This window comes from Pseudomonas sp. RG1 (assembly GCF_025910115.1).
GTDB lineage: Bacteria > Pseudomonadota > Gammaproteobacteria > Pseudomonadales > Pseudomonadaceae > Aquipseudomonas > Aquipseudomonas atacamensis.
This window is the reverse complement of record NZ_JAPCIK010000020.1, coordinates 133,828-150,273: the sequence shown is the minus strand read 5'-3', so window position 1 is coordinate 150,273 and position 16,446 is coordinate 133,828. Positions and strand designations below refer to the sequence as shown.

Genomic DNA, 16,446 nt, shown 5'->3' with positions numbered 1-16,446 from the left:
GATGAACCGCCTGCAAGTGCGTTATTCGACGCTGGCCGATGCCTTCACCCTGTTCGGTGTGCTGTTCTACACGCAAGTGATCGGCTTCTTCCTGCGCCTAGGTAATGTGAGCACGCTGGACGATGCCCAGCAGGATCTGGAAGGCAATCTGGCCAATCAGGTCTGCGGCTTGCTGACCTTGCTGGTGCCGCTGTTTTTCTTCATCCGGCACAAGGTCTTCCTCAGTAAAAGCTTCTACCGGCAGAACCTGTTTCTGCTGCTGTTTCTGGGCTGCGTGGCCGCGTCGATCAGTTGGTCGAGCGAGCCAATGCTCAGTTTCAAGCGTTTCGTTGCGCTGCTCAGCGTGGTGTTTTTTGCCGGTTTTATCGCTTGGCGCTACAGCCTGGAACGCATTGCGTTTCTGTTCGGCTGTGTGATCGGTGCGGCGGCGTTGGTCGGCTTGATCTTCGCCCTGATTCGCCCGGACATCGCCTTTATTTCCGGCGGCATCCGTGACGGTGCGTTTCGCGGGGTGTTCGCAGAAAAGAATGCCGGTGCACGCCTGAACGCTATTGCGATCCTGTTGCTGCTGCCGATGATCCGCCAGCGCAACCCAATGGCCATGCTCTACGGCCTGTTCGCGTTGATCGCCATCGGTCTGGCGCAGTCGGCGACGGCGATTGCCTTGATCGTCGCCGGCACCGCCAGTTACGCCTACTTCATCACCCTGATCCGGCTGCGAATCAACCGCTCACTGCTGGCCTTCACCGCCGCTACGCTGGTGTTCTTCCTCTTGTGTGGGGTGCTTTACGCCAACTACGCCATGCTGCTGGAACTGGTCGGCCGCGACCCGTCACTCACTGACCGCACGCTGATCTGGGAGCTGTTGCAACCGCTGATCGATGCGCAATTTCTCAAGGGCTACGGTTTCGGCGCGTTCTGGGCCAGTGCCGATGCCGATGCGTTCATCACGCGCTGGGGTTACATCGGCAATGCCCACAGCGGCTACGTCGAAACCCTGCTCAATGGCGGCCTGATTCAGTTGGTCGCGCTGCTGCTGATGTTTGCCCAGACCCTGAGCAAGCGCTATCGGGCAATCACGGCGGATCAGTCGGCGCGCTATCAGGCCTGTGCGCTGGTGATCATCGGCCTGTTCGTCGTTACCAATTACGTCGCCTATGTGATTCCCAACTACCGCTCGGGCGAGTTCCTGATCTTCTGCGTGCTCAGCCTGACCTTCCGCCATCACCTCGTTACCCGTACCCAGCCGCTTCCAGTCGTTAAACCTCGGCCTATGCCCACCACTTTCCGGGAGCAACGCCCATGCTGAATGCCCCCTCGGCCGTCACCGTGTGTGTGGTGATTCCTCTGTACAACGCCGCCGCCAGCATTCAACGCACACTGGACTCGGTGTGCGCACAGACCCGCCTGCCGGACAAAGTGATTGTCGTCGATGACGGTTCCAGCGATGCCGGGCCAGAGATCGTCAAGCACTACGCCGCGCCCTTGCCCATCGTCCTGTTACAGCAGCCCAACCAAGGCCCGGCGAGTGCGCGCAATCACGGCGTGTTCAGCGCCGAAGAAACCTTTATCGCCTTCCTCGATGCCGATGACCGCTGGCATCCGGAGAAACTGCAAAAACAACTGGCGCTGCACGCGGAGTTGACCCGACAGGGACGCAAAGTCGGCTTGATCGATTGCTTTCAGATGAGTGAATTCAGCGACGGCAAACGCCAATTGGAAGATCGCCGCAAACACGGCGAGCACTTTGCCGATTTCATGCGCGAGAACATCATCAACGGCACCTCCGGCGTACTCGCCCTGCGCGAGATCATCGTCGCCATTGGCGGCTTCGATCAGAGCCTGCGCTTTGCCGAGGATCGCCTGCTGTGGACGCGCATCGCCGAAATCAGCGAGATCCACAGCGTGCCGCAGATTCTGCACTGGCGCGCTGTTAACGCCGCCAACATCACCGCGCAACCGCACAAGTATTACCCGCACAAGCTGCGCTTCATCCAGCTGTATCTGGCGCGTTACGGCACGCGGCTGAACAAACAGCAACGGATCTATTTCGTCCTCGCCAATCAAGCAGAATTTCTCAATGCGTTTTCCCGGCGCGGCGATCATCGACGGGTTATCGAAGTGTTCCGGCAGATGCTCGGACATTCGTGGCAGACGCTGTTTTTCTCCCGGGGCAAACCGACCCTGCGCTACCTCTACGCCTGCTTGAAAAACCTGGGCAACAGCCGCTGAATTCAGGGATCGCGCCATGGCCAACCGTCGCCTGATGACCCTCGTATGGATTTTCACCGAGAAGTTCGGCCTGATCTTTCTGTCGATGATTACCTTTGTCGTCTACGCGCATCTGCTGACGCCGACGGAGCTGGGTATTGGCACACTGATCATCGCCGTGGTCGAAGTGGTCGGCATTCTATTCTCGTCGATGCTGGAAGACCCGCTGGTGCGCCTGCAACGTGTCGAGGACAAACACATCAGCAGCGTGTTCTGGTTTGCCGTGCTGGTCAGTCTGCTATCGATTGCGTTGATTTCGCTGGCGGTGGTGCTGTATACGCCGTCCACCGCGCTGCGCTGGATGACCGCCGTGGCCTCGGTAAAAATCCTCTTCACCCTGATGGCGCGGGTGTATGTGGCGCAGATGCGCCGCAGCGGCAATTTCAAGTTGCTGGCCTCGCGCACATTGCTCGGCAAAGTCGCGGGCGGGGTTGGCGGTGTGGCTGTGGCGATGCTGGGTTTCGGCCCGTGGGCGGTGGTTGCCCAGGCGCTGATCATGGACGGCGTTTCCACACTGGTACTGATGCGCAGCGAGCGTCGGCGCATCGCTTTTCTGATTGATCGCCAGGTGCTGGGCGAAGTGCTGCGCGCCGGTCTCCCGGTCTGTGTCAACGTGATGAGTTCGCAAACCCTGCAACGTGGCGTCAACCTGATTCTCGGTCTCACCGCTGGCGCCCATGCAGTGGGCATGTTCAACCTGGCCATGCGCATCATCGACCTGCCGCGCTCGGCGATCTACAACGGCTTGATGAGCTACGCCTTGCCGGTGTTCGCCCGGCGCAGTGCCGAACCGGCGCGGCTGATAGGGGTAATCGGCGATTCCACGGCGATCAGCGGTTTCGTACTGACACCGCTGTTCTTCGGCATCGCCCTGACCGCCGAGGACATCATCCTGCTGATCTTCGGCGCGAAATGGGCCGATGCGATTCCCTTGTTGCAAGTGCTCGCCTGCACGGCGGCGCTGGGCAATCTGGCGCTGTATGCAACCACTGCGCTGGTGGCGGTCAATCGCACGCACTTGACCCTCAAGGCCGAAGTTGCCACCACCATGCTCGCGCTGGCGCTGGTGTATCTGCTCGGAGCGACCTACGGCGGCATGGCGGCGGCGCTGGCATTGCTGCTGCGCATGCTGCTGATCACGCCGCTGCAGGTACGCGGCCTGCACGCCGCCATCGGTTATGACTGGCGCTGCTTCTTTCAGTCCAGTTACCGCAGCCTGTTCGCCTCGCTGCTGATGGTCGTCGTGGTGCTGTGGACGTCGCGCCAAACCGGCCTGTCCGGCTACGCGCACCTGGCCGGCGACATTGCCATCGGCACGCTGACCTATGCCTTGGCCTACAGCCTGCTGCACCCGCGCTGGCCGCAAGAATTCAAGTTGGTGTTTACCGCCCGCTGAGCTGCATTTCCTCGCAATGGAGCACGTCGTCATGCGCAAAACCACGTTGATCACGGGCGGTGCCGGCTACATCGGTTCGCACACGGCATTGCAACTGATCGAATCCGGACACTCGGTTCTGATCCTCGACAACCTGTGCAACAGCAGCCGCGAAGCAGTCGCACGGCTGGAGCTGTTGAGTCACTCGCACGTCGATTTCATCGAGGGCGATACCCGCGACGCCGCACTGCTGGACGAGATTTTCAGCACCTACGCAATTGATGCAGTGCTGCACTTCGCCGGGCTCAAAGCCGTTGCGCAAAGCGTGCGCAGGCCGATGGATTACTACGCCAACAATGTGTTCGGCACACTGAACCTGTGTCAGGCGATGGCCCGCGCCCACGTGTTCAATCTGGTGTTCAGTTCCTCGGCCACTGTCTATGGCGAGCCGACTGTGATGCCGATCGTGGAATCGCATGGCACCGGCAAACCGGCGAACCCGTACGGGCGCTCGAAGCTGGTGATCGAAGAACTGCTCAGCGACCTCGCCCTCGCGGATGCACGCTGGAACATCGCTGTGCTGCGTTACTTCAACCCGATCGGCGCGCACCAGAGCGGGCTGATCGGCGAAGCGCCAAACGGTCGGCCGAACAATCTGCTGCCGTGCCTGACCGAGGTTGCCAGCGGCCAGCGCGCTGCGTTGACCGTGTACGGCAACGACTATCCAACCGTCGACGGCACCTGTATTCGCGACTACATCCATGTGCTGGATCTGGCCGAAGGTCATCTCAAGGCCCTACAGGTTTTGCAGGGCGATGAGCATGGCCTGCACGTATGGAATCTCGGTACCGGCAGCGGCTATAGCGTGTTGCAGATCATCAGCGCTTTCGAAGACGTCACCGGCCTGCGCATTCCCTACCGCTTCGCCCCGCGCCGCGCCGGTGATGTCGCCGAGTGCCGCGCCGATGCGAGCAAGGCCGGGCGCGAACTGGGCTGGCGCGCGCAACGCGAGCTGACGCAAATGCTCATCGACAGCTGGCGCTGGCAGACCAACAACCCCTGGGGCTACCGCCCGCAACCGGCGCCGCTGCTGGCGGTGGGCACTTGAACCGGGGCAAATCCACGTTAGGGACGACTCATGAAAAGATCACCATGCTTGCTGTTGGTTTTGCTGCTGCTGAGCGCTGGCGCCAACGCCAATATTCCCCAACCGGTGGCTGACGGACTGGTGCTGTGGCTGGACGGCAATGATCCGGCCTCGATGAGCCTCGAAGGGCAAAACCAGGTCGTGCGCTGGCTGGATAAATCCGGCAAGGGCAACGACGTCGCCGTCGACAACCGTGCAGCGACGACTTTGCCCACGCGCGTCGATAACGCCCTCAACGGCCACGGCGTGGTGCGTTTCAGCGGCACGGCGGCGTTCATGGGCCAGGCGATCCGCACCACCAAGGGCCCGGTGACAGTCTTCGTCGTCTCGCGGCGCTTGCCCGAGCAGGCCGGTGGCAAGGCCTGGCAGCGCCTGTTCAGCTCGCGGCCGCAACTGGCGGATAACGATAACGTCGCGCCGAATTTCGGCATCAGTGTGCAGCAGACCACCGCGTACGAGCCGGCGCTGGCGTTGCTGGAAACCAGTGACGTGCCGATCGGCCCGTTCGCGGTGGCGCGCAACGTGGTTGGCACCTCGGAAATCCTCCGCGGCGACATTGCCGAAGTACTGGTTTATGACCGCCCATTCAGCAGCCAGGAAGAACGCCGCAATGTGTTCGAGTATCTGGCGCAAAAGTGGGCGGTCGCCATTCCGCAACAGGTGGATGCGTGGACTCGCGTCGGTCCGCTAGGCCCGACCCCGACGCACGTTACGCCCGACCTGCCGTTATCGGACCAGGCCAATGCCGGCGGTTGGAAACGCGATACGCGGCTGTCCGACGAATTCAACGGCAGCGCGCTCGATGCCGAGCGCTGGCACGTCAACAACGCCACCGGCACCGATTCCCTCGGGCGCAAACCGGCGCTGTTTTTGCCGGAGAACGCCAAGCTCGGCAACGGCAATCTGAACATCACTTTCCGCAAACAGACCCTCCCGGAAAAATACGTCGCCCTAGGCTACAAGGATTACAGTTCGGCGATGGTGCGCACCAACGAACGGGGGATGTACGGCTATTACGAAGCCCGGGCGAAACCGATGAATTCCGCCGGTTCCAGTGCGTTCTGGCTGGCGTGGACCGGGCTGCCGGACAATGCCACGGAAATCGATATCTTCGAAATCGGCGGCAAGACCCGCAACGAAGCCTTTGATCGCCGGTACAACATGAACGCGCATGTCTGGGCCAGACCGCAGAATGATCAACACCTCAGCTCCGGCAGCACCTGGATCGCACCCTGGCGGCTGGCCAATACCTTTCATGTCTACGGCTTTGACTGGCAACCCGAGACCTTGCGCTGGTACGTCGACGGCGTGCTGGTGCGAGAGGCGAAAAACAACTACTGGCACTTCCCGATGCAAATCGTCTTCGACAGTGAAGCGATGTGGGACTGGTTCGGCGTGGTCGACGATGCTGATCTGCCGTCGGTGTTTCGCATCGACTACGTCAGGGTCTGGACGCGCTCAGCGCAATAGCAGCGCGTTCAACGGTTGTGCACCATCGCCTGCATCTGCCACAGCGTGCGGAACCGCCCTTGGCTTTCGCGCAGTTCTTCGGGAGTGCCGTCTTGGACGATCTCGCCGTCCTCCAGCACCAGCACCCGATCGAAGTTGGCGATGGTCGAGAGGCGGTGGGCCACGGCGAGTACCGTGCGGCCGCGCATCAGGTTGCTCAATGCGCGCTGGATGATCGCTTCGGAATCGGAATCCAGTGCCGAGGTCGCCTCGTCGAGAATCAGGATCGGTGCGTCTTTCAAAAACGCCCGCGCCAGCCCCAGGCGCTGGCGTTGCCCGCCGGACAACGTCACTCCCCGTTCACCGACAAGGGTGTGATAACCCTGCGGCAACGCCTGGATGAATTCATCGCAAAACGCCTGGCGCGCCGCATCGATGATCTGCTGCTCGGTAGCGTGCGGTTGGCCATAGCCGATGTTTTCCAGAATGCTGCGATTGAACAGCGCCGGTTCCTGCGGCACCACAGCGATCTGCCGGCGCAGGCTGTCCTGGCTGACCGAGCGGATGTCGCGGTCGTCGATCAGGATCACCCCGCTGCGCACATCATCCAGACGTTGCAGCAAACCGAGCAAGGTCGATTTTCCCGAGCCCGAGGTGCCGGCAATTCCGACGCTTTGCCCGGCCGGAATATCGAGAAAGAAATGCTCGAAGACCTTGCGCCCATCCGGGTAGGCGTAACTGACGTCGAGCATTTTGATGTGCCCGCGCGTCGGCGCCAGTTCCTCCAAGGCGTCGCTGAGCTCGTGGGGCTGGGCGACGATGCCCAGGGTTTCGCTGATGACGCCCATCTGCTGACTGGTTTCCACCAGTGCCAGCGCCAGTTCGCGCGAACCGTGCAGGATGCGGAACGTCAACGCGCTGACCATCACCACATCCCCCGCCGTCACCTGTCCCGCTCGCCAGAGCAGAATCGCCCAGCCGAGCATGCCGCCGGCCATAACGGTCAGGCAGATGTCGTGCAGTACCCGGGCTTTTTCCATGTACATCCAGCTGCTGCGGTGCGAATCGGCCTCGATGCCGATCTCGCGCTCCAGGCGCAAGCGCTCGCGTTCCCGCCCGGAAAAAGCCTTGATCGTCCATACGTTGGAAACCAGATCGACAATCTCGCCACCGACCCGCGCCGACTGCGACGCGAACGCGATGTGCCGGCTGCGCCCGCGCACGCCGAATATGGTAATCAGCGCGGCGACGACTATCACGCAACCGACCAACGCCAGCGCCATCGCACCGTGCACCGCCAACAGCAAGGCCACGGCGCCGATAAAATCCACGCATGGCGGCACGATACGCCAGGTCAGCCCGCCATACACTTTGTCGGCAGCGGCACCGATCGCCGAGACGCGATTGGCCAGCGAGCCGGAGAAATGCCGCCGGAAATAACGCATCGGGTGGCCGGTCAGATGATGGAACAGGTCGACGCGCAGATCCGCACAACTGCCGACGATGGTGTGGCAACCGACCCAACCGCCGAGGCGCCACAGCAGGTTTTCCATCACGATCAACGCCATGAACAGGCCGAACGCGTGCCAGACCTGTTCCGCCGCCGACCCGGCGGCCATGGCATCGACCAGCAGTTTCATGCCGTATTGAACCACCACCGCACAGCAAGCCGCGCCGATCACCAGTGCGACCATGGCGACGAAGTGCGCCGGGCGAATTCTTATGTAGCGCCATAAAAACGCAGCGGCTGACGCCGGCAACGGTTCATCGCGCCTGCGCTGAAAGTTCATCTCCCCTGCCCCTCAACACGCCGGCCATTGACCCGGCGCAGACTTGCGGCAATCCGCTCGGGCACTTGCGCCAGCTCGACGTGCAGCGGATGAAACGCTGCGCGCTCACCCTCGCCATCGGGATAGCCAAACACACCTGTGGGACAATACCGGCCATTGTCCCACCCCGGATAATCTAGAAACGGGTACCAGCAAATGCCCTGCACCGGCACACCGCGTTCGAGGGCCAGCAGCGTCTGCTCGACGATGTATGCCAGCCACGGCAGGCGTTCATCATCTTCGGCACCGGTTTCGGCGATCAGCACTGGCCGCTGATAGCGCTGGTGCAGTTCCTTGAGCATGCCCGACAACGGCCGGAAGTCGCGCTCGCCGCGAAGGATCCGTCGGCCGTGGAAATACCACTGGTTATGCGCATAGAAATTGGCGCCGACGATATCCAGGTAATGCTCCTGCCCACCCAGACCCGGCCATTCGCGGCCGGTGAGCAGATCCCATGCCTGAAATTGCGACAGCCGATAGGCCTCAGCGGCTTCGATATCGTCACTGCGCCGGGAACCGGCGATCACATGGATCAACGGATCGCACTGGACAAACCGCGCATTAGGCGCCTGTTCGCGTATCGCTTCGATCGCAGCAATGCTCGCCCGCACCAGTTGATGCTTGAGCTCCTGCGCGCGCCCGCGTGCGTTCGGATTGAAATACGCCACCTCGCCTCCCGCCCAACCCCAGAAGGAAATCTCGTTGATCGGCGAGTAGAACGGAACGCTCACGCCCTCGTCGGCCATCAGCTTCGCTGCAGCAGCGGCGAAGCGGGCGAAACGCTCGACAAATGCCGGGCGCCAGATATCCAGATCATCCGGGTAGCCGTAATGGCACAGATCCCAGACCACCTGCACTTGCTGCGCTTGTGCCGCTTTGAGCATCGGCAGAAAACTGCTCCAGTCATAGCGCCCGGGGCTGCGCTCGATCAGGTGCCAGCGCAAGCCGTCGCGGGCGCAACGGATGTTCAATCCGCTGAGTCGCAGGTAGTCCTTGTCGACCCAGCGCGCATGCCCGGTGTCGGCCAGCAGATCCAGGCGCCGACCGTCCTGGCGGCGCTGGCTGGAACATTCGAAACCGGCCATGACGAAGCTGCTGAAGATCGAAGACGCATCTGCGTCGGGCTCGTCGCCTTTCGGCTGCGCGGTCATGAAGCATCGATCTCGGTTTCAGCCGTGGTTTCTGCCTGCGCCGCCTGAATATCCCGATACAAGGCCAGCGCCTGGCCCACCACCTGATCCATGTTGTAGTACTTGTAGGTACCCAGTCGCCCGAGAAACGTCACGTTCGGCGTCTGCTCGGCGAGCGCTCGATAGCGTTTGTACAGCTCGGCATTCTCTGCGCGCGGCACCGGGTAATACGGGTCGCCATCGTCACACGGATATTCGTAAGTGATGCTGGTGCACGGGTGCGTTTGCCCGGTCAGGTGTTTGTATTCAGTGATGCGCGTATACGGCACATCCGGGTGCGGATAATTCACCACCGCCACTGGCTGATAGTGTTCCTGCTCGAGGGTCTGGTGTTCGAAGCGCAAGGACCGATACGGCAAACGGCCCAACTGGAAATCGAAGTATTCGTCGATCGGGCCGCAGTAGATCAGATGCGCGTACTGCACCTCGTCGCGCACCGCCTTGAAATCGGTACTGAGCAACAGATCGATGTTCGGGTGATCGAGCATGCGTTCGAACATTTGCGTGTAGCCGCCCGAGGGCATGATCTGGAAAGTGTCGGCGAAATAGCGGTCGTCTTCGCTGGTCCGCGTCGGTATGCGCGAAGTCACCGATTTATCCAGTGCCGAGGGATCCAGCCCCCACTGCTTGCGCGTGTATCCGCGAAAGAATTTTTCGTAGAGCTCACGGCCGATCTGATTGACCACGACATCTTCGGACGTGCGAATGGTCGCCACCGGTTCGGCGCGTTCGGCGAGAAACACTTCGGCTTCTTCGGAGGACATCGACAGGCCATAGAGCGAATTCAGCGTGGTCAGATTGATCGGAATCGGCACGAGCTTGCCGTCGACCTGGGCGAGGACTCGATGCTCGTAAGGTCGCCATTCGGTGAAGCGCGACAGGTAGTCGACAATGCGCTGGGCATTGGTGTGAAAGATGTGCGGACCATAGCGATGCACCAGCACCCCGGCCTCATCGTAATGGTCGTAGGCATTGCCGGCGATATGCGGGCGCCGATCAATCAGCAACACCCGGCGCCCCAATCCTTGGGCCAGACGCTCGGCGATGACACTGCCGGCGAACCCGGCACCGACGATCAGGTAGTCGTAGGCTTGGCCGGACTTTGCGCTCTCAAGGCTTATCGTAGGCATTCGATCTGCTCCTGCATGAAGCGGCTGGTGTTGTCCCACGACATGCCGGCGATTGCGGCATCGGCGCGCTGCAGAAATTCGATGGTGCCTTTGAGTGGCAAAGCTTTTTCGATCGCCTCGACGAAGGCCTCGGCAGTGTCGGCGATGAACACCGCGCCGCTCTCGCCGTAGCCGCTGATCACATCGTGAATCGGCGTCGACACCACTGGGCAACCGCCAGCGAGGTATTCGGGAGTCTTGGTCGGGCTGATGTAACGCGTGGAGGCGTTGAGGGCGAACGGCATCAGTGCCACGTCCCAGCCAGCGAGGTAGTCCGGCAGCTCGGCATATTGCTTGCCGCCCAGATAATGAAGGTTCGGCCGTTGCGGCAGCGTCTGCGGATCGATCTTCACCACCGGACCGATCAGCACGATCTGCCAGTCGGGACGCATCGCCGCCACGCGGTCAATCAATTCGATATCGAAGCGTTCATCGATCACGCCGAAAAAGCCCAGGCGTGGCCGCGCTATGGATGCTTGATCGGGCGGTTCCGGCAGTGCCTGCCGCGCCGCCGCGAAATGCGCGATGTCGACGCTGCTCGGTACCGGATAGGCATTACCGTGCTGGCGCTGCTTGACCTCCCACAGACTGAAGCCGCCGGTAAACACCACGTCAGCCCGGGCGAGCAGTTGCTGCTCCATGTCGATCAAGCGCGCCGGTGCGCCCATGAACGCCGACAGTTCATCCATGCAGTCATAGACGGTAACCCGAGCGTCGAGGTGCTCGGTAAACAGCAGGCTCATCGGCGTGAAATACCACAGCAAAAGATCGCCCTGAACGCGTCCGGCGAGGTGCTCATCGAGCAATTGCCTCTGCGCCTGCTCGATCGCCTCGCCACTCATGCCGATCGGCAATTGCGGCACCGCCACTTCTATTCCCGCCGCCGGATTCGAAAGCTCGAGTCTGGGCGTGGCGTCTTCGACAAATACCGGCTCTTCGAAAAACACCACGTCGTAGTGTTTGGCCAATCGCGACATGACGTGCTGCGGCCGTTGATAAACAAATCCCCAGCGCAGATGCGACAGGCACACCAACGTGGGTCGCACCTGAAGGGATGCTTCGACAGCATTTTGCGCGCTCGCCAGTGCAAGCGCCTCGGGTTGTTCTGCCAGGTTCATAGCCAGATCCTCATCAAAAAACAAGACGACTCAGTGCCGAGCCACCGGGCCGTCACACTTGTCGACACTGCAAGTGCAGGGCATTTCTCGATGAGGCCGTAAGGCTCTTGAAGGTTGGAATCGCGGCGTTCACACGACGTTCAGCCCAACCTTGAACACAGCCGATGAAGTGCACATACCGGCTGGCAAACAAGGTTGAACTTGCCGATCAATCCAGCCCCTACCGTCCAGAACAACCATGGTTTTCGCCGCCGCACAGGCGCATCGAAACCATCTACGAAACCATCGCCGATGGCGTCACTTGTGAGGGCGGGCGCATGATCTTGATTACGGGTGGTGCGGGATACATTGGTGCGCATGTCGCACTGCAATGGCTGGGCAACGGCGAGGATGTGGTGATCCTCGATAATTTGTGCAACAGCCAGCGCGCGGCAATCGAGCGCATCAGTACGCTGGCCGGAAAACGACCGGAGTTCATTCAGGGTGATGTGCGCAATCGACGACTGCTCGACAATCTTCTGCACGATTACCCGATCGATGCCGTGGTGCATTGCGCCGGGTTGAAAGCGGTCGGCGAAAGCGTGCGTGAACCTCTGCGCTATTTCGACACCAATGTCGGCGGCAGCCTGACGCTGTGCCAAGCCATGGCCCAGGCCGGAGTTTTCCATCTGGTGTTCAGTTCATCGGCCACTGTTTATGGCGACTGCGCCACCCTGCCAATCAACGAAAACTGCGCCACTGGCCAGCCGACCAACCCTTACGGCATGTCGAAACTGATGTCGGAAAACATCATGAAGAGTGTCGCCAGTTCCGACCCGCGCTGGTCGATCGGCCTGCTGCGCTATTTCAATCCGATTGGTGCGCACCCTTCCGGCCTGCTCGGCGAGGCACCCACCAGCACGCCCAACAATCTGCTGCCCTATCTGCTGGAAGTTGCCAGTGGCCAGCGGGCGCAGCTGTCAGTGTTCGGCAACGATTACCCGACCCCGGACGGCACCGGCATTCGCGATTATCTGCACGTCGTCGACCTTGCGCTCGGGCACGTCTGCGCGCTCGATGCCTTGCGCGATCGCCATGGTGTGAGCATCTGGAACCTCGGTACCGGGCGCGGCTACTCGGTGCTGGAGGTGATCAGCGCCTTCGAACAGGTCACCGGCATCAAGATCCCGTTGCGTATTGAAGCGCGGCGCCCCGGTGACGTTGCGCGCTGCTGGGCGGACCCGCAAAAAGCCCTCGAAGAACTGGGCTGGCAGGCGAGCCGCTCACTGCACAGCATGCTCGCCGATGCCTGGCGCTGGCAGTGCAATCAACTCGGCCAGGTTGACGTTCGCCAGGCCAATTGAAAGCTGCGCACGGTCACTCATTCTCATGGCCGTGCGCATCGGCACAGGACAATCGTCCGGACTCGCCGCCGGCGATTCGTTCTGCCTGATCGATGCCACGCTTGAGCGCGTCCTCGACTTCCCATTCCACGCCGGGCAATTTCCTGATGCGCTCGTAGGCGCACTCGCCGGTTGCGGTGTAAACGCTGATGAACATTTCGACGTCGCCATCATCGGCTTCCCGTGCCCGTACCTCGATATGACAGCCGTTTTCAACCTCTTCGGTATGGCACTTTTCCGCCTTTTCCGTCGCCTTCCATTTGTTGTAGGTTTCGCCGCGTTTGAACATGTCGTACTCCTGAACTCAACTCGCTCACGTCAAAGATCTTTCCTTTGGCGGAATAATTCCAAGGATTGCCAAGAGGCATTTTCAGCATAGCGCGTTGATTCGCGCCCGCCGTTTCGCTAGTTCAACCGTTCGTCAGCTTGCGTAACATTCTGTAAAACCAACGCCGGAATGCTCATTCAAAAAGTTCGAGGCCCAGGCGAGCTCAAGTACAACTCGTTATTCAGCCCAGTGTGATTAGCCGGTACAGAAACAGGGTTTTCTGTCCATGGCCAACTGTTGCCCGAAGAAAACAAGGATCGATATAAAGAACAGGAGCATGTATGAAGCGAACAATCAGCTATTGCCTGGTCTATCTCGCTACCAGCGTTCTGCTCGCCGGTTGCAACCTGGTGGTGTTCAACCCCAAGGGCGATGTTGCCCGAGATGAACGCGACCTGATCATTCTCGCCACGGGCCTGATGCTGTTGGTGGTGATCCCGGTCATCGTCATGACCTTCCTGTTCGCCTATCGCTACCGCGCGACCAACAAGAAGGCCCGTTATTCGCCACGCTGGGCCAGTTCGCACAAGATCGAAGCGGTGGTCTGGGGCGTGCCGTTCCTGATTATTTGCGTACTCGGCTGGGTGACCTGGGAAACCACCCATGCACTCGATCCCTATCGCCCGTTGGACTCCGACGTCCCGCACCTCAATGTGCAAGTGGTGGCAACGGACTGGAAATGGCTGTTCATTTACCCCGATCTGGGCATTGCCTCGGTCAATGAACTGGCGATACCGGTAAATACGCCGGTAAGTTTTACCGTCACTTCCGACGCGGCCATGACTTCATTCTTTATTCCGGCACTCGGTGGGCAGATATATGCCATGGCCGGCATGCAGACCAAGTTGCATTTGATCGCCAGTGAAATCGGCCAGTATCGCGGGATTGCTGCGAACTATAACGGCCACGGTTTTTCCGACATGCACTTCAGCACCCTGGCACTCAGCGGCGCTGATTACGAGGCGTGGGTCAACAAAGTCAAAGCGGCGCCCGGGCAACTTGATCAAGCCAGTTATGCCGAGTTGGCCAAGCCTTCAGTGGCGCACAAGATCACTTATTACTCGGCTGTGCAGGAGCGACTGTTTCTCGACATCGTCGACAAGTACGAAGGAATGAACAAAGCACCGCGCAAGAAGGAAACCCAGGTGCAAAGCAACAGCGACGATGTGCGCGTCAATCAACAACCGAGTCTGCTGGCCGAGGAGCGTTAAATCATGTTCGGGAAACTTTCATGGGACGCGGTTCCATTGCACGAGCCGATTGTCATGTACACCCTGGCTATCGTCGGCCTGATGGGTTTTGCCCTGGTCGGTACCGTCACCTGGAAGCGCAAGTGGGGCTACCTGTGGCGTGAGTGGTTCACTTCGGTCGACCACAAGAAGATCGGCTGCATGTACATCATCGTCGCGCTGGTCATGCTGCTGCGTGGTTTCTCCGACGCGATCATGATGCGTACCCAACAGGCCATGGCATCCAGTGGCGGGCCGGGTTATCTGCCGCCGGAACACTACGACCAGATCTTCACCGCCCACGGCGTGATCATGATTTTCTTCATGGCCATGCCCTTCGTGGTCGGCCTGATGAACATCGTCGTGCCGTTGCAGATCGGTGCCCGCGACGTCGCCTACCCGTTCCTCAATGCGCTGAGTTTTTGGCTGTTCGTCGTGGGTGCGGCGCTGGTGAACATCTCGCTGGGCGTCGGTGAATTCGCCCGCACCGGGTGGGTCGCCTACCCGCCCCTGTCCGAACTCGGCTACAGCCCGGGGGTCGGGGTGGATTACTACATCTGGTCATTACAGATATCCGGCATAGGGACGCTGTTAACCGGGGTTAACTTCTTCGTGACCATCCTCAAGATGCGCACCGAAGGCATGACCCTGTTCAAGATGCCGGTGTTCACCTGGAACGCCCTGTGCACCTCGATCCTGATTCTCGCTGCGTTCCCGATCCTTACCGCGACCCTGTTGATGCTGACCCTCGATCGATATCTGGGCATGCATTTTTTCACCAACGAGGCCGGCGGCAACCCGATGATGTACGTCAACCTCATCTGGGCGTGGGGGCATCCGGAGGTGTACATCCTGATCCTGCCGGCGTTCGGGATCTTCTCGGAGATCGCCGCGACCTTCAGCAGCAAGCGCCTGTTCGGCTATGTCTCGCTGGTGTGGGCGACGATTGCGATCACGATTCTGTCGTTCATCGTCTGGCTGCACCACTTCTTCACCATGGGCGCGGGGGCCAACGTCAACGCGTTCTTCGGCATCATGACGATGATCATTGCAGTGCCGACCGGGGTGAAAATCTTCACTTGGCTGTTCACCATGTATCGCGGCCGCGTGCGCTTCGAAACGCCGATGCTGTGGACGCTGGGCTTTATCGTCACGTTCAGTATCGGCGGCATGACCGGCGTGCTGCTGGCGGTGCCCGGCGCCGATTTCCTGCTGCACAACAGCCTGTTCCTGATCGCCCACTTCCATAATGTGATCATCGGTGGCGCGGTGTTTGGCTACATGGCAGGGCTGACTTACTGGTTCCCGAAAGCCTTCGGTTTCCGCCTCAACGACCGCCTCGGGCGCATTGCGTTCTGGTGCTGGCTGGTCGGTTTCTACTTCGCGTTCATGCCGTCTTACGTGCTCGGTTTCATGGGCATGACCCGACGCCTGAACCATTTCGACAACCCGGCCTGGCAACCGTGGCTGCTGCTGGAACTGCTTGGCGTCGGCATCATTCTTTGTGGCGTGTCCGCGCAGGCCCTGCAGCTCTACGTGAGCATCCGCAACCGCGCGAAACTGCGCGACCTCACCGGCGACCCGTGGGACGGTCGCACGCTGGAATGGGCCACGGCCTCGCCGCCACCGTTCTATAACTTCGCCGAGCAACCGAAAGTCAACGATCTCGACGCATATTGGGGCATGAAGGAACGCGGCGTCAGCACCCTCAGTCACACCGACTACCGCGCCATTCACATGCCGCGCAACACCTCCGCCGGCCTGGTGATCAGCGTCTTCGCGCTGATCTGCAGCTTCGCCCTGGTCTGGCATATCTGGTGGCTGGCGATCTTCGGTCTGGTCGCTTCGGTGGTGGCGATGATCGTGCGCAGCTATGACGAAGACATCGACTATTTCGTCCCGGCGCAGGAAGTGGCGCGGATTGAAAAAGCGCGTCTCAAAGACTTGGCGGAGGCTTGA

13 protein-coding genes are annotated in these 16,446 nt (G+C 60.5%); 8 read left to right on the top strand and 5 right to left on the bottom strand.

The window, feature by feature from the left end; all coding sequences use genetic code 11:
- Window position 1: 1 nt before the first annotated feature.
- Genes OK411_RS14135 through OK411_RS14115 form a run of 5 tightly spaced genes read left to right on the top strand, consistent with a single transcriptional unit; the run spans window position 2 to window position 6,263 of the window.
- Complete coding sequence (locus OK411_RS14135; RefSeq protein ID WP_264365178.1) at window positions 2-1,309, top strand: O-antigen ligase family protein; 1,308 nt, start codon at window positions 2-4, stop codon at window positions 1,307-1,309.
- Window positions 1,303-2,232, top strand: coding sequence for a glycosyltransferase family 2 protein (locus tag OK411_RS14130; protein ID WP_264365177.1), 930 nt, complete (start codon window positions 1,303-1,305; stop codon window positions 2,230-2,232). Before OK411_RS14135 ends, OK411_RS14130 begins: the two co-directional genes overlap by 7 nt.
- 16 nt (window positions 2,233-2,248) lie before the next feature.
- Entirely contained in the window at window positions 2,249-3,667 is a 1,419-nt protein-coding gene (locus tag OK411_RS14125) for an oligosaccharide flippase family protein (RefSeq protein WP_264365176.1), read from the top strand.
- A 31-nt stretch (window positions 3,668-3,698) separates the two neighbouring features.
- On the top strand, window positions 3,699-4,754 hold the full coding sequence (gene galE / locus OK411_RS14120) for a UDP-glucose 4-epimerase GalE (protein WP_264365175.1): 1,056 nt from the start codon (window positions 3,699-3,701) through the stop codon (window positions 4,752-4,754).
- A 30-nt stretch (window positions 4,755-4,784) separates the two neighbouring features.
- A complete protein-coding gene (locus OK411_RS14115; RefSeq protein WP_264365174.1) occupies window positions 4,785-6,263 on the top strand; it encodes a family 16 glycosylhydrolase in 1,479 nt (492 codons plus the stop codon).
- Between the two features lie 8 nt (window positions 6,264-6,271).
- Here the strand turns inward: OK411_RS14115 and OK411_RS14110 are convergent, their stop codons facing one another.
- The 4 genes from OK411_RS14110 to OK411_RS14095 are packed head-to-tail and all read right to left on the bottom strand — an operon-like array spanning window position 6,272 to window position 11,548.
- Complete coding sequence (locus tag OK411_RS14110; RefSeq protein WP_130902507.1) at window positions 6,272-8,032, bottom strand: ABC transporter ATP-binding protein; 1,761 nt, start codon at window positions 8,030-8,032, stop codon at window positions 6,272-6,274.
- Complete coding sequence (locus OK411_RS14105) at window positions 8,029-9,222, bottom strand: beta-glucosidase (RefSeq protein WP_264365173.1); 1,194 nt, start codon at window positions 9,220-9,222, stop codon at window positions 8,029-8,031. The genes OK411_RS14110 and OK411_RS14105 overlap by 4 nt, the downstream gene beginning before the upstream one ends.
- Window positions 9,219-10,391, bottom strand: a complete 1,173-nt coding sequence (gene glf / locus OK411_RS14100; RefSeq protein WP_264365172.1) for a UDP-galactopyranose mutase — start codon at window positions 10,389-10,391, stop codon at window positions 9,219-9,221. The genes OK411_RS14105 and glf overlap by 4 nt, the downstream gene beginning before the upstream one ends.
- The gene (locus tag OK411_RS14095) at window positions 10,379-11,548 is read right to left on the bottom strand and encodes a glycosyltransferase family 1 protein (RefSeq protein ID WP_264365171.1); all 1,170 of its coding nucleotides are present in this window, start codon (window positions 11,546-11,548) and stop codon (window positions 10,379-10,381) included. Before OK411_RS14095 ends, glf begins: the two co-directional genes overlap by 13 nt.
- Before the next feature lie 317 nt (window positions 11,549-11,865).
- Here OK411_RS14095 and galE (OK411_RS14090) point away from each other — a divergent pair, with 317 nt between their 5' ends.
- Window positions 11,866-12,891, top strand: a complete 1,026-nt coding sequence (gene galE, locus OK411_RS14090; RefSeq protein WP_264365196.1) for a UDP-glucose 4-epimerase GalE — start codon at window positions 11,866-11,868, stop codon at window positions 12,889-12,891.
- A gap of 13 nt (window positions 12,892-12,904) precedes the next feature.
- Here galE (OK411_RS14090) and OK411_RS14085 read toward each other — a convergent pair whose 3' ends face one another.
- Window positions 12,905-13,219: a hypothetical protein gene (locus tag OK411_RS14085; protein ID WP_016774554.1), complete on the bottom strand. Its 315-nt coding sequence runs from the start codon at window positions 13,217-13,219 to the stop codon at window positions 12,905-12,907.
- A gap of 320 nt (window positions 13,220-13,539) precedes the next feature.
- On the opposite strand from OK411_RS14085, the gene cyoA reads away from it, so the two are divergent.
- A complete protein-coding gene (gene cyoA, locus OK411_RS14080; protein ID WP_264365170.1) occupies window positions 13,540-14,469 on the top strand; it encodes a ubiquinol oxidase subunit II in 930 nt (309 codons plus the stop codon).
- 3 nt (window positions 14,470-14,472) lie between these two features.
- Window positions 14,473-16,446, top strand: coding sequence for a cytochrome o ubiquinol oxidase subunit I (cyoB, locus tag OK411_RS14075; RefSeq protein ID WP_207807850.1), 1,974 nt, complete (start codon window positions 14,473-14,475; stop codon window positions 16,444-16,446).

Coding starts and splice junctions, on each gene's coding strand:
- OK411_RS14085 (WP_016774554.1), bottom strand. CDS start 13,219: ATGTTCAAACGCGGCGAAACCTACAACAAATGGAAGGCGACGGAAAAG.
- OK411_RS14130 (WP_264365177.1), top strand. CDS start 1,303: ATGCTGAATGCCCCCTCGGCCGTCACCGTGTGTGTGGTGATTCCTCTG.
- OK411_RS14115 (WP_264365174.1), top strand. CDS start 4,785: ATGAAAAGATCACCATGCTTGCTGTTGGTTTTGCTGCTGCTGAGCGCT.
- OK411_RS14110 (WP_130902507.1), bottom strand. CDS start 8,032: ATGAACTTTCAGCGCAGGCGCGATGAACCGTTGCCGGCGTCAGCCGCT.
- OK411_RS14135 (WP_264365178.1), top strand. CDS start 2: ATGAACCGCCTGCAAGTGCGTTATTCGACGCTGGCCGATGCCTTCACC.
- OK411_RS14095 (WP_264365171.1), bottom strand. CDS start 11,548: ATGAACCTGGCAGAACAACCCGAGGCGCTTGCACTGGCGAGCGCGCAA.
- OK411_RS14125 (WP_264365176.1), top strand. CDS start 2,249: ATGGCCAACCGTCGCCTGATGACCCTCGTATGGATTTTCACCGAGAAG.
- OK411_RS14105 (WP_264365173.1), bottom strand. CDS start 9,222: ATGACCGCGCAGCCGAAAGGCGACGAGCCCGACGCAGATGCGTCTTCG.
- galE (WP_264365175.1), top strand. CDS start 3,699: ATGCGCAAAACCACGTTGATCACGGGCGGTGCCGGCTACATCGGTTCG.
- galE (WP_264365196.1), top strand. CDS start 11,866: ATGATCTTGATTACGGGTGGTGCGGGATACATTGGTGCGCATGTCGCA.
- cyoA (WP_264365170.1), top strand. CDS start 13,540: ATGAAGCGAACAATCAGCTATTGCCTGGTCTATCTCGCTACCAGCGTT.
- cyoB (WP_207807850.1), top strand. CDS start 14,473: ATGTTCGGGAAACTTTCATGGGACGCGGTTCCATTGCACGAGCCGATT.
- glf (WP_264365172.1), bottom strand. CDS start 10,391: ATGCCTACGATAAGCCTTGAGAGCGCAAAGTCCGGCCAAGCCTACGAC.